Below are 15,182 nucleotides of genomic sequence, written 5' to 3'. Positions count from 1 at the left end.
TTATGCCGACGAAGCTATGTGTGTCAACTACCTTTTGAAAATATGCCGCTAGAGAAAATAGCAACTGCACTTTGGAAAGAGGCGGCCGGTACTGCAAAAATCCGATGCGTTGGCTCAGCATACTCGTAATTATAGGGGCAAAAAGAGGAAATTGCAAGTCCACGTATTACCTTTTCAGGAAACTTTTAAACAGTAAGCGTATACAGTTCTTTTTCTTCGCGTTCCATACGCCTCAATAATGCATCCCGAACTTTTTTGAAAGTCCGCTTAAATTCATCGATATCCGCAAGTATTTTTGACGGCGTGTTGAATTTTTTATGAAAGGCGAGATACGAATCCGCTATGCCGGTCATTTCATTCATATATGATCGGGTAATCGATCGAATTTTCTCATCGCTGCTCTCCAATAATTTCGGATAAACAAAATGATCCTCGGAGGCAAGGTGCATATTCAATACACCCGTTGTTTTATTAATAAGCTCTGCAATTAATGGAGCATTTGCCTTGTCTATAGTACCGTTTACAAGGTTGGTTAGCTGGCGAAGGTAATCTTGCATGACCCGATGCTTTGTTATGTATAAATCCATGTCCATATCATATCTCCTAACGGTTTATAAAATAACCATTTATTAAAAGGAAAGCAACCGCTTGAAAGATTTCTGAGGCGGACGTCATGGAGCTAGCAGGCAGCTACAACGCTTTAAGATAGCGCAATACTTTTTGCGGGTTTGCCTGTACGCGCGTTTGTAGGCGCTCAAAAGCTTCTTTTGTTTCGGTTGCGGAACCGCTTAACAGCAAAGCATTCCGCTTCCACAGAAACCAAAGATAATGCATTTCAGGATGAACATATAGCCGCTTACGTTCCAGCTCGGACTGTAGATCACTGCCAAGTTCAAGGTGATTGGCTTCCCCCGACAGCCAAAACAGCCCCGCATCACAAAAGCAGATCACAACCCGCCGGAAACCGCGAGCCGCCGCATCATCGTTGACAAAGTCTTTTACAATAAGCTGAATTGCTCCAAGAGACAAATCATACCCTTCCAAACGCAGCGCCTTCCTCAATGCGATAAGGTCTTCCCGTACCGATGCACGTACCGCATCATTTTTCCCTGTTTGCAGCCGTTTACGCCATACGGCAAATTGCTGCTCATAGTTCTGCTGCAAAGGGGTAGACGCAAGGAAATGCTCCGTTTCGGAAAGCAATTTCCAATCGGATTGAAAGCTATCCCGGAGGTTATTCAAAAGTCTTGTTGTAAGTTTTTCCGGCATACGGTATGATATATTCCTCTCAGTATGAAAATAGTGGTAACGGCAGATATCCATGCAAACATGGAAGCGCTCAACGCTGTACTGGATTCCGTCAATGGACAGTACGACGGCTTTATCTCGCTTGGCGATATGGTCGGCTACGGCCCCGATCCCGAAGCCTGCATTCAGCGAGTAAAAGGATTAAAAAAACATATCCGTCCGTGCATTCTTCTGACAGGTAATCACGAAGAAGGATTGCTTAAAAGGCTTCCGTCCGACTGGTTCGGCGAGAACGCCCGCCGCTCTCTAAAAAAAACCGCACAGCTTATTTCATGGAAAAGCCGATTCTTTTTGGCAGGCTTGCGTCCTCTCTATTTTTTATCCGAAAAGACACTGCTTGTACACGGCTCTCCGCTGGAACCCGTCACCGAATATCTGCACGGCGGGCAAGAAACAGCCGTATCGCTCCGGTACCTGTGTGCAGAAGGTTTTAAACTCTGCTTTTGCGGACACACGCATCAAGCGGCTGTCTACTACATCGATCGGGGATGCTACGATGCGTTATACCCCGAACCGGAGCAAACGGTAACACTCGATAAAGATTGCTGTATCATCAATCCGGGCAGCGTAGGCTTTCCGCGCGTATTAGACGCAGTAGCGGGCAGGGCGGCGGAGCTTGCCGATAAAACGCATTTCCCTGCATATTTCGCACTGTGGGATACTACAGCCCGCACAATCACCTTTAAAGCGGTATATTATGATGTCCGACCTACCAATGAAAAAATAAGCCAACGGCTGGGAACGGCTCTATTGTAAATGCGATCGTAAAATCGATTAGGCTGTTATCTTTTTCCCCCTTTTTTATGGTTCTAGTCCCCTACCCCGTTTTTTAAGCATATATCATTAAGATTACATCCGGCACAATTAGGATTTCGAGCTTTACAGACATATCTGCCGTGCAACAGTATCCAATGATGAGCGTCCAGCAAAAATTCTTCGGGCGTTACGCGCAGTAAATCCTGCTCAACTTCAAGCGGAGTTGTCCCCTGCGACAGCCCGATACGCGGAGCTGTACGCAGAATATGTGTATCGACCGCTATTGCCGGTTCCCCGAATCCTACATTCAGCACAACATTTGCTGTTTTCCGCCCGACCCCCGGAAGGCTTTCCAATGCAGTACGGTCATGCGGTACCTCCGAATGATATTGGTCTATCAAAATCTTACTGAGCGCGATAATCCGCTTTGCCTTTGTCGGGTATAAATTGATGGAATTGATATAGCTTTTCAGTCCCTCTTCGCCAAGTTCAAGCATTTGCTCCGGCGTATCAACCTTTTCAAAAAGAGGTGCGGTTGCCTTATTTACCCCAACATCGGTTGCCTGCGCCGAAAGCACCACGGCAACCAGCAATGTATAGACATTTTTCCAATGCAGCTCGCTCCGCGGGTTGGGATTTTCCTGCCGCAGCCGTTCATACACCGTGTACACTGCATCGGCGGGAAGCAATCGTATCGTAGGATCCATAATCTCATTCAGCCTTTTTAAGTAAGCTACGAGTATTTATGCAGCCTGTCAACCCTTCATACCGGCGCTTGATTCGTGCGGAAAGTTGCATTCCCCAACACCCCGCATCGAGGGATAGTTGATTAAAAGAGGAAAAGCGGTGATACTGTGGCAATGTTGTATTCTGTATATTGTACTGTTGAAATTGTAATGCTTGTTTTGGGATTGATATGTTTTTTTGCCTTGTATTTTATCCCGGCAGGGTACGGAAAGCTAATCAATAAAAAATGGGGCTTCAGTTTTAACAATAAAGCTGCATGGATGCTGATGGAGTGCCCAACTCTTATCGTTATGATTTCTTTACTGTCCGTACTCGACTATGCACACAAACCGGTACGGATAGTGCTTGTGTCTTTCTTCCTTGCGCACTACATTCAGCGCACGCTGATTTTCCCGATGCTGCTCAAAGGAAACAGTAAAATGCCGCTCAGCATAGTATCTATGGGGATGCTCTTTAATACGATCAATGCGTTTTTAATCGGTTTATGGATTTTTTATTTTTCTCCCGCAGAGATGTATAGCGTGCGCTGGTTTGCCGATCCCCGTTTTATCGTTGGTGCTGCATTATTTTGTGCCGGTATGTTTATCAATATACAATCCGATTCCTATATCCGTTCGCTGAGATCAAATGGAGACAGCAAGCATTACTATCCGTGTAAGGGGATGTACCGCTATGTTACCAGCGCAAACTACTTCGGTGAATTAGTGGAATGGCTCGGCTTCGCCGTTTTAACATGGTCATCCGCCGGTTTCCTGTTTTTATTTTGGACGGCTTGCAATTTAGTACCGCGGTCTCATGCCTTGTATAAAAAATATGCAAAAGACTTCCCCGACGAATTTGCCCGCTATAAACCAAAGCGCATTATCCCCTTTGTGTATTAGAGGAACCTGCTAAACGACCCAGCTTCGGAAAGCGTCACTGAGCTTCATTTTTCGTAGGCGGATATATCGCGGGCATCCTCTGCCGAATATGATTCTGTTTCATCACTCGTGTGATCGTCGTACCATACCTGTGCATAAAACGGAATATGTTTTGCAAGCTCTCCGAAATTCCACGGCGGTACGCTGCAGCATTCGGGACACCAATGGCCTGTTTTAAGCACCAAATACGGAGTCGCCGAAAAATGATGACCATTATGGCACTGCCATTGCAGCGGACGGTACATATCGCCGCGGGTCATTGTTGTACTATTGCACTTGCCGCCCCGGAAAGCCGCCGCCCGCTGCATATCTTCAATATCAAGGTCTTCCGGCTTCTTTGTTTCATCATAGCCGTGATTTAAAAGCATATTGTTTGCCGCAAGCGCTTCTTCGTCTTTCAATGCCGCGTAATCTAACTCAGCACCGGTTTCAGGGTTTTGATTTTTGCACAATAACGGAAATTTTTTCCAGCTGCGCTGGATTGCATTATATGCATCCAGCGATCCGAAAAAGGCATCAACTCTTTTTTTGAGGTTGTGCGTAACCCAAAAGACCGGAGCATTATTTGTGTTCAGCAGCGGCATAATCGAAAAACGCTGAACAAGGCGCGGGAACGGTTTTCCCAATTTAAAATACCACAATTTTTTTTCAAGCTTTGAGAAAAACGCTTCAAATCCTTCATGCTGAAAATCAAGATAGCGATTCAATATATGAGAATCGGCAAACCACATACAATGGAAATTACGGCTTGCATTCCATTCGGGGCGGAAAATTTCCTCGGCGCTCCGCCCCATCATTTTAAAACCGCGGTTAAGTGTTTCAAAACCGGTAACACGGGCATCCTTTCCGTTTCCGATATTGTATACCTTTTTCCAAAAATCAGACCTGAGCGTTCCGTTTGTATCTTTTTCAACGAGATTTTTCAAAAGCAAACCGGAAGTACGCGCCGTTGCCCATTCTATCGGCGTATTCCAGCACGTATGAAACATCAGCCCGTCATTCATGTTATTGAAAAGCACTTCGTCATATAAGATACCGCTTTGCCGGAGTGAAACCCAGCATAAAGGAGATTCAATAACTGCACGTTCAGCCTTTACTTTGCTTGCCGCATACATATCAAAGGCACTCGGCAAAAGCGGATCGCCGACTCGTCCCCACGGGTGTTTGAATGTTCTGTTGCCGTATTCCGCAACGGTGCCTATGTAAACGAATTTTGTCTTTTCGATTTGCCTGCTTTCTACCACAGCATTCAGCAGATTTTGAGTTCCCAGCCAATTTGTACGGAAAGCTTCATCATGATTGTGGTCGGCTGCCGGAGGAATAATTGCCGCACAGTGCAGCACATAATCTGCATCTTTTACACCGGCAAGACAGTCTTCGTAGTTTTGTATATCACCGAACAACACTTCAATGTTTTCGTTTTTTTGAAGCTTTTTTGCCAGCTTTATATTCGCCTTTTTAGGCCGTAACAGAACACGGCACCGGAATGTTCCCGTCTGAGCAATTTGTTTTAACGCTTCGGAACCCATCGTTCCGGACACACCGGTAATAAAAACAATTTTCATATATTTCTCCGCAATCGCAGATATGCAACAATAAATGCGACGGTAGTTAAACTCCAAGATACAGGAAACGCCCACACGATTACTTCAATCGAAGGATACCGCGGTACGACACACCATATCCACAGAATACGGCACACGCATATTCCAAGCATGGTAATAATCATCGGTTTAAATGTTTCGCCGATTCCGTACATTGCTGCAGACAAAACCTCCGAAAATACAAATACCGTATAAAAGGGAGCCATCAGATGCATTAACCGTTCAGCGGTGGTAAGAATACCATAATCTTCGGCGCTGATAAAGAGCTTTCCCAATGGCACACACCATAAATACAAGATCGCACTCAATATTCCGATAATAACGACACTCATCAATAAACCGGTACGAACCCCCGTACTTACCCTGTCATATTTTTTCGCGCCATAGTTTTGTGCAACAAACGTAGAAACAGAGGTTACCATTGCTTCAAGCAAAATCCAAATCAGAAAATCCAATTTACCGCATAACGCCCACGCTGCAATGTTTTCCGTACCGGTAGCATTTACCCGCGCCTGAATGATCATATTTGCAGCCGGGAAAAGTATTGACTGCAACCCTATCGGAATACCCAGTTTTGTGATAGCTGCAACTACAGTACCGTATACTTTAAACTTTGAAACATACAACGGACACAAACTGCTTTTTTTTGAAAGTGTAATAAAAAGAATTGATGCACTGCATAATTGTGCAAGCACGGTTGCGAAAGCTGCCCCGCCGATCCCCCACTTGAACACACCGATAAATACAATGTCGAGTATAACATTTATTCCGCTTGAAACCACCAATGCATAAAACGGCGTTTGCGCATTTCCCATTGCCCGTAAAATTCCTGCAGCAATATTATAAAAGAGCGAGATTAACATCCCGCCGAAGTATATCCTGGCATAGATTAATGTTGCATTAAAAATATCGGAAGGAACACCCATCATTCCCAATAATGCAGGAGCCGATAAAACACCGATAACAGATAAAAACGTTCCGACAATAAACGTGAGCACTAATGCCGTATGCATTGTCTTTGACAGATCATGGTACTTTTTTGCTCCATAGAGCTGTGAAATTAAAATTGAAGAACCGGCCGACAGTCCGCTGAACAAATTAACGGGTAATCTTAATAGGCTAAAAATAGAATCGATTGCGGCAAGACCCTCTTTGCCGGTAAACCGCCCGACAATCACCGCATCAGCTGTCGTATATAAATGCTGAAAAAAATTCCCCACCAAAATCGGTAAGGTAAATATAATCAGTACTTTCCAGATAATTCCTTCCGTCAGGTCACTATTTCTTTGTCCGGCTATCATTTTATTTCCTTCAAAAAATATAATGGTCAACAGACCGGTTAAAATAGACCTAACAAGGCAGGCATGAAATACGGGAAACAACAAGAAGTTTAATATTATTAAAAGAATGAGACTAGGCGGATTCGAACCGCCGGCCTTCAGATCCGGAATCTGACGCTCTATCCAGCTGAGCTATAGTCCCAAAGGCTGTTTTATACTACACAAGACGGTATTGGGTGTCAAGCCCTGAACAACTTCTTCTTGTGTAAAACACGCTTTTTCATTATTATGTGCTCATCTATGATTGTAACACGTTTACCTGAAAACCTCTCCGGCTATCACATACACATGATTGGTATTAAAGGCACCGGTATGGCAGCCTTAGCGGAGCTGCTCGTTTCGCGAGGCGCAAAGCTAACCGGCAGCGATGTCAGCGATGAATTTTATACCGATGCACTTTTACGCAAGCTGAACATACCGGTAAGCAGTCCTTTTGCACCTTCAAATATTCCCGCCTCTACAAAGCTTATCATATATTCAACGGCTTACACGCCCGATAAAAATCCGGAGCTGCACGCCGCTGTAGAACAAAATATCCCGCGCATGAGCTATCCCGAAGCACTCGGCGCTTTTTCTCAACACAGTTATTCGGCAGGTATTGCAGGCGTACACGGCAAAACAACGACCACCGGTATCGCAGGTACTCTTTTAAAAGACTTACATTTAAGTGCCTCCGTATTGGCAGGCAGCGCCGTGTCCAACTTCGGCGGCGGATGCACGGTTATCAACGGTTCAAAATATTTTGTCGCCGAAACCTGTGAGTATAAACGTAACTTTTTATTTTTCCATCCGCAAAAAATCGTACTTACCAGTATCGAAAGCGACCATCAGGATTATTATCCGCAATACGAAGATATATTAACCGCCTTTTTGCAATACATCGACCGCCTGCCCCAGTTCACCGAATTAATTTATTGTTCCGACGATGCAGGAGCGCGGGAGGCGGCAAAACTGACATTTTCTTCCCGTCCCGATCTTGTCTTAACGCCTTATGGAAAAACAGCACACGGCGATTACGGGATTAAAACCCTCGGCATCCAAAACGGACAGTCCGTTTTTTCCCTCCGCGGCTTTGACGGAGAATTCCGTATCGGTATTCCGGGAGAGCACAGTGTTCTCAACGCCGCCGCCGCTATCGCGCTTGTAATCGGGCTTATCAAACAGGAGCGGAAAGAAGTTACTGCCGCCGACCTCACCGCAATCAGGAACAGTCTCGCCTCGTTTAAGGGAGCAAAGCGGCGCAGCGAAATTTTGGGCGAAGTCAACGGCATCCTCTTCATGGATGATTACGGGCATCATCCCACCGCAATTTATAAAACCCTCAAGGGTATACACGAGTTTTATCCCAAACGGCGTATTATCGCAGACTTTATGTCGCATACCTATTCACGCACTGCAGCGCTGCTCCCCGAATTTGCCAAGGCGTTTTCATACGCCGATACGGTTATCCTGCATAAGATTTATGCTTCCGCACGGGAAAAATACAGCGGTTCAACAAACGGCAAAACCTTGTATGAACAAATGAAGAAGCGGCACAAACGGGTTCATTATTTTGAAGAGATTATGGACGCAAAGGATTTTGTAGAGCGAGAGCTGCGTCCAAACGATTTATTCATCACCGTCGGTGCAGGCGACAATTGGAAGCTCGGCCGCGCCGTTTATAACGACTTACGCGGAAAGGCACACGTATGAAAAGCATGACGAGCTATGCCTATCTTGACGGCATTGTGAACGGTACCGATATTTCCTGCGAATTAAAGAGCTATAACTCCCGATTTTTGGATCTCAACATCAATATTCCCTCTACGATTACTCAACTTGAACCGTTTTTACGCAAATATTTTTCCAAGCGTATCATACGGGGCAAGGTCGATTTTTATTTGCGTTTAAAAAAAATCCATAATGATCAGCCCATCCTGCCCAATATACCTCTCGCACAGTCCTACTATAAATCCATCGCTGATATTGCTCATGCGCTCGGAATGGAAAATCAAATCACACTCGACCTGATTTTACGGCAAGAGGGAGTGTTACAAATCGATAAAAATTTTGATGAAGAACTTTGGCAAAAAGCCCTTGCTCCCCTACTCGATGAGCTGATTGAAAAATTCAATGCGTGCAGGATTGAAGAAGGAAAGGCATTGTCCGCAGACATACGGAAAATGCTTACCGTACTTTCCAACTCCGTTGCGGAGATTGAACAGAATGCTGCGAGAATGGAACAACTTTTTTCTGCAATGCTGAAAAAGAAATTTTCCGACCTTATGGAGCGTGAGCCGGATCAGCAGCGTGTTATGCAGGAAACGGCGGTGCTGCTTGTTAAGTATACAATCAATGAAGAAATTATACGGGCAAAAGCACATATCGCCGCTTTAGAAAAAGAAATTACAGAGAACGAAACTCCCGGCCGGAGAATTGATTTTTTATGTCAGGAAATCAATCGGGAGATTAACACCATCGGCTCCAAAAATCAGCTGACGGAAATCGGACAAGCGGTAATCTCCGCTAAAGATGCTCTGGAAAATATCCGCGAGCAGGCTCACAATATCGAATGAGGGATACACTGATGAAAAACGACTATGCTATTCCTGCAAAAAAAGAGCTGCGCATTGCAATCTCAGGTGCTTCCGGCTGCGGCAACACGACGGTCTCTACCTTGCTTGCCGACACATTGGGTATTCCGTGCATCAATTATACCTTTAGGAATCTTGCAAAAGAATTGGATATGCCGTTAAAGAAAGTCATTGAGCAAGCGAAGACCGATTTCAGCTTTGACCGCATTGTCGATAACCGCCAAGTTGAGCAGGCGCTGAAATCATCGTGTGTACTGGGTTCCCGCCTTGCAATTTGGATGCTGAAAGAGGCGGATTTAAAAGTGTATCTCTATGCTTCTGATGAAGTGCGTGCCGGGCGTATCTTTCAACGAGAGGGCGGAAGCCTTGAACATATCAAAGAGTTTACTGCGATGCGGGACAGCGACGATACCCGCCGGTACAAAGAACTGTACAATATCGACAATACCGATTATGCCTTTGCCGATATGCTGATCGATACGGAGCATTATACCCCCGATCTCATTGTAGAGCTTATCATAGACGAGCTTTTACGGCGTTCGCTCATTGTTCCGAAAGCAGACACATAACAAAGGTTCGGAATACCAAGTCTTGAAGAGCGAACAGCTTATCCATAGTAAACAAATGAGTATTCTTGAAGCACCACCTCATCCCGACTACTCCGATTTTCAAAAAGCGATTTTAGATTACTATGCTGCACATGGGCGCTCTTTTCCGTGGCGCACAACGAGCGATCCGTACTCCATCCTCGTGTCCGAATTTATGCTGCAGCAAACGCAGACCGAGCGAGTGGTGGAAAAATACAACCGCTGGTTGGAAGTGTTTCCCACGGTGCAAGACCTTGCGGCAGCCTCCCTCGTGGAGGTGCTTGAGCAGTGGGTAGGTCTCGGATACAACCGCCGCGCGCGTTTTTTACATCAGTGTGCAAAAACCATTGTAAACGAATACGGCGGCGTTGTTCCCGATGCTCCCGAAACGCTTAAAACGCTTTCGGGTATCGGCCCCTACACGGCTGCCGCGATTTCGACATTCGCCTACAATAAACCCAACGCATTTATCGAAACAAATATCCGCGCGGTGTTTATCTTTTTCTTTTTTAAGGACAAAACCGATATCAGCGATAAAGAATTATTCCCTCATATCGAAGCCTCGCTGTATAAAGAAAATCCGCGGCTTTGGTACTACGCGCTGATGGACTACGGTGCGGAATTAAAAAAGAAGACCGTCAATCCGAACAGAAAAAGCAGACATTATACCAAACAGTCCAAGTTTGAAGGTTCGGTACGGCAAGCGCGCGGCGCAGTAATCAGAACACTGACGGCACACAGTAATCAAGGATATGCAGAGCTGTACGGCAATACTCAGACGGAAAAGCTCCTCTTCGATAAAGCGCTCGAAGGTCTCATCCGCGAAGGTTTTGTTGCAGAAGAAGGCGGCTGTTATTCCATTAAGCAGTAGCGAAATTGAAAACCCTAACGGCTACATCCAATCCATGCAATGTAAAAACTAAAAACGTCATCGCCTATTGAAACCGTTGTATCCGCTCATAGAGCGCTGCGGCAATGGGTAAGAGCGCCTCTTTAGTGTTTTGCGCAGGATCATCCAATACCGTTTCCAAAAGATCATGCAAAACCAGACCGAGATATTTTCCCGCGGGAATACCGATCGCCATTAAATCTTTTCCGTTAACCGCTAAATCCTTAAGGCTGTACGCCCCGTCCTCTTTGAGAAGCGTATCAATCCGTGCCGTAAATTCTACAAGAAAGTTCGGCTCTGCATACGTACCGGTGAGCCCGAAAACATCCGCTTTTCGTAACGCAAATAAATCATCGATATTTTCTTTCCCAACGCGGACGATAAAACGGCGGACGGTGGCGTCAGTCCATGAAGGATCATAATGAAACATGTGTTCGGCAACTAAATGAGCAGTCTTTTCTATTTCGGCATTAGAGTATTTCAGACGCCGCATAATGCTGCGGGTCATTTTTTCGGAGACAGCCTCGTGGCGGTAAAAGGTACAGCTGCCGTCCGCCGCTTCCTTGCGGGCAGCGGGCTTCCCGATATCGTGGAAAAGCCCCGCAAGCCGGATATGGATGTGTTCCATTCCTGCTGGACAGGCATTGCACACCAGAAAGCTATGGTCGAGTACATCAAAGTGATGATAACTTCCCTGCCCGATGCCGCGGCATTCCATCAGCTCCGGGATAAAGAGATTCAGCAGCCCCGTGTTTTCCATTAGCCGCAAGCCGGTAAGCGGAGTTTGACAGCTGAGCATTTTTGTAAACTCTTCGCGGAATCGTTCAATCGAAATTTTTTTGGTGATATGCAGCGCCTGCGGGATTGCTTGCAATGTTCCCGTATCGACGGTAAAGCCGAGCTGCGCTGCAAAGCGAACCGCACGGACGGGGCGCAAACCATCCTCTAAAAATCGGTCGAGCGGATTCCCAACTGTTTGAATCCGCCCTGCACGGATATCCGCTCTGCCGTTAAAGGGATCAACGATTTCTCCGTCAGGAAGAGAAACTGCAATGGCATTCATCGTAAAATCGCGGCGGGCAAGATCTGCTTCTATACTTGCCGTATATGAAACCGCTGCAGGATGCCGTCCGTCGGTATAATCCGTTTCGGTACGGAAGGTTGTACATTCGATATGCTTATTTTTATAGATGATGGTAACGGTACCGTGTTCTATTCCGGTAGGAATTGTCCGCCGGAATAAGCGCATTACTTCCTGCGGTTGCGCATTGGTTGCAATATCCCAATCGCTTGCTTTTTTCTTTAAGAAAAAATCGCGGACAGCCCCGCCTACGAGATATGCGGAAAAACCCGCTTCATGGAAATATCCGCTGATTTCTTTGAGTAGAGAAGGAACGGGAAATTTTTGTTCCATAATTTTACACTTCAATACCGGCTTCGGTTAAATAAAGAATCGTAAATCTTTTCTGCCGGTCATGTTGAATCGATACGCTGTTATATAGGTTCCCGTTATTGCAGTTAATGCGTTAATTGCTGCCGCGATGGAGCTGATAAAAAAGGCAGTCGGACGTAAAATCAAATACCCCGACTCAAAGCCTCGTCCGTAAAGCATACACAAGGAAGTCAGCGCAATATATGTTCCCCCGATAGAAAACCGTCCGAGCAAACATGAAAAGAGAGAGGCATATCCCACAAGCCAAAATATATCGCTAAAAGCTATCCTAAATACATTAATCGAATAAGATTTTAAAATCACAACAAAACTGACGGTAATGACTAAAGCCGAACCTGCTCTTCCAAAAATAGAGAAAACAGGAAGGGCAACGGAGGAAATGCGCCGTCGTACACCGAGGCTTTCGTTGGAGTGACGCAGCAATACACTGAGCGCAACATGGGTATCCTGTGAAAAAAAGGCTGCCATCATGGGTGCGAGGCTTGCATAGAGAACTCGATACGGATTGATATCGCGGCAAAAGATTTTCAATAATGCGGGATAAATAACAAGTGCGATAATCAATAGATCGACAATAAGCAGAATTGCAAAATCGGCAAAAACTGCAGTCAAGAGCATTTCGTGAAATTTAATTACCCAGTAGGAAGAAACAGCTACCATACCGAATACCAGCATATCCACAAAAAAGACCAGTACCGCATAAGAAATCCGAGCCAAAGAATCGATAAGCGTGATGGTCGGCTTCGCAATATTTCTATCAACGGCGCAGCCGGCTCCTGCAAATCCGCCGAAAATGCAAAGCGGTAGGATATAGGTTCCATTTATCAATGCTTCGAACGAGCTGGAAGGAAGTAACTGTAATAGCGATTCTTTCACACCGAGAACTTGTACATCGGATATGCCTTCTACAAAAATAGGTATACGAGCGGGTGTATGAATAAGTACGGATATTAATCCGATACAGGACAATAATAATGCGGCACCGCAGATAATGAGGCTTGTAATAATCGCAACTTTGAGCAGACTTCTATTTTCGCGTAATTCAAAGATACTGAGCGTAAATCCGAAAAAAACTGCCGGATAGAGGGCATACCTTCCGAACTGTATCGCTGCTTTTGATAAAAAGTCTACAGCCTGTACAAATAGCGTATTTTCGGCACCGGCGACAAGAGCAAAGGTTACCCCCAGCACAATACCGATAAAATATTTCAACCAAATTTTCATAACGACTGAGTGTAACCCAAAGATTGTACTGCGTCAACGCCGCACGCTATGGGCAAACGCATCAGGCAGTTGTGACAGCCCTGCAAAATATATAGGCTGTTCAACCAGAGTTTCGCTGCTACGCAGCTCAAATGGTCTCCCAGCCTATATATTTTGCAGAATTGGAGCTATTTCCCTGATGCGTTTACCCGTCTACTGGAAAATTGTGCGAAATTTTGGATAAAATTTCGCACAATTAGATTTTTAGAGAAGGCGAGAAACGGCAGGTATTAAACCCTCGCATGAATGAAGTGCGCGGGTTTTGGCATGATAACTCGGGGCTGTCCAAAAACTTTTTGAAATTGTGACGAATTCATTCCCAGCATTTACCCCAGTAAGCATCAGCGTCCGGCCCTGTAAGTTTAACAGTATTGTGCCACATAAATGGTGTCTGCGTAGCTGTAAACTTAAAACCAAGATTAAACTCACCGAATGTAAGATAAACATCCCAGTTGCTAAGATCTGCAAAGTTATCCTTAAATGGATTGATTTTTATAAAACCCTCCACTTTTTCCTTTGCCAGCTTCTTCGCCTCTTCATCGCTTAACGTTTGACTTGGAACTGCTTTATATGCCTCATACTGAAGTTTCTTTGGAATATCACTATTAATAACATCTGCTTCTAAATCCTTCAGTAATTCGCCTGGCTCCTTCCCTAAGGAAATATTCACCATAGTCGATAGCTTAAGCATATGAACTACAGGAAGGTTATAATTATGCTCCATATTATCATTTTTACCTGGATATTCTGCATCATCCGCAGGTGGTGGAATAATATCCTTCTTTTTATCATAAGCCACCATCTTTATGTAGTAGGGGCCAATATGAAAAGAATAAATCTGACCTTTATCACTTCTATTAACAAATGTAATCCACCATTCAAAATGATTAGAACCAGATATATTATAAAAATATATTTCGGGTTTTCCAGCACTCAAACCTCTGACAATATAATCGGTACCAGAATCAGCAATCTCATATACATTTTTAAGATTACTGCCAGTATACTGATATAATGTAGGATCGGTCATAAACGTTAACCATGGGTAGCATTTTTCATAAAAAAAATGCTTACCGTCAGCTTCCTGTTTGACAATATTCCATTTCCACTCCAAGGCATCAGCCAAAGTATTAAAACCATAACTACTTTCATCCGGTAAATGATGAGCAGCTATAGTTGGCTCAGATACATTTACAAGCATCTCAAATATTTTATTTTTTAATGCTGCAACATTCTCATACAAACCTCCAGGGGTGGGTGCACCACTATCAGGCTTAAATGTGGAAGATATCAGATATAATTTCTTCGATTCATCGCCTTTCTTACGACCTAAGTTAAAAGGATTCATGTTATCCTTAAGCTCCTTTTGGGACTTATCAGAGTTAATACCTGATACATCGAATGTGTGGAAGTATGTCTCTTGATTAATTTTACCCAATTTCTTTGCTGCCAACTCTTCAATCAGTTGATCTGAAGTTTTACCGGGTACAGGATCTGTAGGCTTTGGCGGATTAGGCGTATCAGGCTTCTTATTCTTGTCTTCAACCTCGGGCTTAGATTTCTCAGGGTTATTACCATGGCTACAGGAAGTAAAACATGGTACCATTGTTAATGTTAATATTAGTATTACTAATATTCCAATTAACCTTTCTTTCAAAAAGTTCTTCTTTACTTGTTTCATACAACACCTCCTATAAAAATATTTCCTCAACTATACTGTTGATACTTTCAATTACCTTTTC

General features: G+C 44.6%; 14 protein-coding genes and 1 tRNA gene. 6 read left to right on the top strand and 9 right to left on the bottom strand.

The genetic code is table 11. From position 1 onward, the window contains the following. Positions 1 to 185: 185 nt before the first annotated feature. Positions 186 to 593, bottom strand: a complete 408-nt coding sequence (locus E4N66_RS03155) for a hemerythrin domain-containing protein (protein ID WP_253728934.1) — start codon at positions 591 to 593, stop codon at positions 186 to 188. A 97-nt stretch (positions 594 to 690) separates the two neighbouring features. After that, positions 691 to 1,269, bottom strand: a complete 579-nt coding sequence (locus E4N66_RS03150; protein ID WP_253728933.1) for a hypothetical protein — start codon at positions 1,267 to 1,269, stop codon at positions 691 to 693. Between the two features lie 24 nt (positions 1,270 to 1,293). Between E4N66_RS03150 and E4N66_RS03145 the strand changes: the two genes are divergently transcribed. After that, entirely contained in the window at positions 1,294 to 2,064 is a 771-nt protein-coding gene (locus E4N66_RS03145; RefSeq protein ID WP_006188793.1) for a metallophosphoesterase family protein, read from the top strand. Positions 2,065 to 2,117: 53 nt separating this feature from the next. Here E4N66_RS03145 and nth read toward each other — a convergent pair whose 3' ends face one another. Beyond that, positions 2,118 to 2,759, bottom strand: coding sequence for an endonuclease III (gene nth / locus E4N66_RS03140; protein WP_371922457.1), 642 nt, complete (start codon positions 2,757 to 2,759; stop codon positions 2,118 to 2,120). A 165-nt stretch (positions 2,760 to 2,924) separates the two neighbouring features. Here nth and E4N66_RS03135 point away from each other — a divergent pair, with 165 nt between their 5' ends. Next, positions 2,925 to 3,692: a DUF1295 domain-containing protein gene (locus tag E4N66_RS03135; RefSeq protein ID WP_253729423.1), complete on the top strand. Its 768-nt coding sequence runs from the start codon at positions 2,925 to 2,927 to the stop codon at positions 3,690 to 3,692. Positions 3,693 to 3,736: 44 nt separating this feature from the next. Here E4N66_RS03135 and E4N66_RS03130 read toward each other — a convergent pair whose 3' ends face one another. From E4N66_RS03130 to E4N66_RS03120, 3 genes are all read right to left on the bottom strand, one after another. Further along, entirely contained in the window at positions 3,737 to 5,296 is a 1,560-nt protein-coding gene (locus E4N66_RS03130; RefSeq protein WP_253728931.1) for an NAD-dependent epimerase/dehydratase family protein, read from the bottom strand. Next, complete coding sequence (locus tag E4N66_RS03125) at positions 5,293 to 6,636, bottom strand: MATE family efflux transporter (RefSeq protein ID WP_253728930.1); 1,344 nt, start codon at positions 6,634 to 6,636, stop codon at positions 5,293 to 5,295. Before E4N66_RS03125 ends, E4N66_RS03130 begins: the two co-directional genes overlap by 4 nt. A 107-nt stretch (positions 6,637 to 6,743) precedes the next feature. Continuing rightward, positions 6,744 to 6,817, bottom strand: a tRNA-Arg gene (locus E4N66_RS03120). A 98-nt stretch (positions 6,818 to 6,915) separates the two neighbouring features. Between E4N66_RS03120 and murC the strand changes: the two genes are divergently transcribed. From murC to E4N66_RS03100, 4 genes are read left to right on the top strand one after another with little or no spacing between them, the layout of a single operon-like run. Beyond that, positions 6,916 to 8,367 carry a UDP-N-acetylmuramate--L-alanine ligase gene (murC, locus tag E4N66_RS03115; RefSeq protein WP_044015251.1) on the top strand — a complete coding sequence of 484 codons (1,452 nt, stop codon included), beginning with the start codon at positions 6,916 to 6,918 and terminating at the stop codon, positions 8,365 to 8,367. Continuing rightward, positions 8,364 to 9,230: a YicC/YloC family endoribonuclease gene (locus tag E4N66_RS03110; protein ID WP_253728929.1), complete on the top strand. Its 867-nt coding sequence runs from the start codon at positions 8,364 to 8,366 to the stop codon at positions 9,228 to 9,230. Before murC ends, E4N66_RS03110 begins: the two co-directional genes overlap by 4 nt. Positions 9,231 to 9,241: 11 nt before the next feature. Further along, positions 9,242 to 9,817: a (d)CMP kinase gene (gene cmk / locus E4N66_RS03105; RefSeq protein ID WP_253672897.1), complete on the top strand. Its 576-nt coding sequence runs from the start codon at positions 9,242 to 9,244 to the stop codon at positions 9,815 to 9,817. A gap of 55 nt (positions 9,818 to 9,872) precedes the next feature. Further along, a complete protein-coding gene (locus E4N66_RS03100; protein ID WP_253728928.1) occupies positions 9,873 to 10,706 on the top strand; it encodes an HhH-GPD family protein in 834 nt (277 codons plus the stop codon). Between the two features lie 64 nt (positions 10,707 to 10,770). On the opposite strand, the gene E4N66_RS03095 is transcribed toward E4N66_RS03100, so the two are convergent. The 3 genes from E4N66_RS03095 to E4N66_RS03085 form a co-directional block, all read right to left on the bottom strand. Next, complete coding sequence (locus E4N66_RS03095) at positions 10,771 to 12,138, bottom strand: CCA tRNA nucleotidyltransferase (RefSeq protein ID WP_253728927.1); 1,368 nt, start codon at positions 12,136 to 12,138, stop codon at positions 10,771 to 10,773. 27 nt (positions 12,139 to 12,165) lie between these two features. Beyond that, on the bottom strand, positions 12,166 to 13,401 hold the full coding sequence (locus E4N66_RS03090; protein ID WP_253728926.1) for a dicarboxylate/amino acid:cation symporter: 1,236 nt from the start codon (positions 13,399 to 13,401) through the stop codon (positions 12,166 to 12,168). A gap of 352 nt (positions 13,402 to 13,753) precedes the next feature. Further along, positions 13,754 to 15,121 (bottom strand): hypothetical protein, encoded by a 1,368-nt coding sequence (locus E4N66_RS03085; RefSeq protein WP_253728925.1) that lies wholly within the window; start codon positions 15,119 to 15,121, stop codon positions 13,754 to 13,756. Between the last annotated feature and the right edge of the window lie 61 nt (positions 15,122 to 15,182).

The organism is Treponema sp. OMZ 857, assembly GCF_024181085.1.
Taxonomy (GTDB): Bacteria; Spirochaetota; Spirochaetia; order Treponematales; family Treponemataceae; genus Treponema.
The sequence above is the reverse complement of the archived record's forward strand: the minus strand, read 5'-3'. Positions and strand labels throughout refer to the sequence as shown.

Excerpts from the sequence above, each read along its gene's own strand:
- E4N66_RS03155 (WP_253728934.1), bottom strand. The coding sequence starts at position 593 with ATGGACATGGATTTATACATAACAAAGCATCGGGTCATGCAAGATTAC.
- E4N66_RS03150 (WP_253728933.1), bottom strand. The coding sequence starts at position 1,269 with ATGCCGGAAAAACTTACAACAAGACTTTTGAATAACCTCCGGGATAGC.
- E4N66_RS03145 (WP_006188793.1), top strand. The coding sequence starts at position 1,294 with ATGAAAATAGTGGTAACGGCAGATATCCATGCAAACATGGAAGCGCTC.
- E4N66_RS03135 (WP_253729423.1), top strand. The coding sequence starts at position 2,925 with ATGTTGTATTCTGTATATTGTACTGTTGAAATTGTAATGCTTGTTTTG.
- E4N66_RS03130 (WP_253728931.1), bottom strand. The coding sequence starts at position 5,296 with ATGAAAATTGTTTTTATTACCGGTGTGTCCGGAACGATGGGTTCCGAA.
- E4N66_RS03125 (WP_253728930.1), bottom strand. The coding sequence starts at position 6,636 with ATGATAGCCGGACAAAGAAATAGTGACCTGACGGAAGGAATTATCTGG.
- murC (WP_044015251.1), top strand. The coding sequence starts at position 6,916 with ATGATTGTAACACGTTTACCTGAAAACCTCTCCGGCTATCACATACAC.
- E4N66_RS03110 (WP_253728929.1), top strand. The coding sequence starts at position 8,364 with ATGAAAAGCATGACGAGCTATGCCTATCTTGACGGCATTGTGAACGGT.
- cmk (WP_253672897.1), top strand. The coding sequence starts at position 9,242 with ATGAAAAACGACTATGCTATTCCTGCAAAAAAAGAGCTGCGCATTGCA.
- E4N66_RS03100 (WP_253728928.1), top strand. The coding sequence starts at position 9,873 with ATGAGTATTCTTGAAGCACCACCTCATCCCGACTACTCCGATTTTCAA.
- E4N66_RS03095 (WP_253728927.1), bottom strand. The coding sequence starts at position 12,138 with ATGGAACAAAAATTTCCCGTTCCTTCTCTACTCAAAGAAATCAGCGGA.
- E4N66_RS03090 (WP_253728926.1), bottom strand. The coding sequence starts at position 13,401 with ATGAAAATTTGGTTGAAATATTTTATCGGTATTGTGCTGGGGGTAACC.
- E4N66_RS03085 (WP_253728925.1), bottom strand. The coding sequence starts at position 15,121 with ATGAAACAAGTAAAGAAGAACTTTTTGAAAGAAAGGTTAATTGGAATA.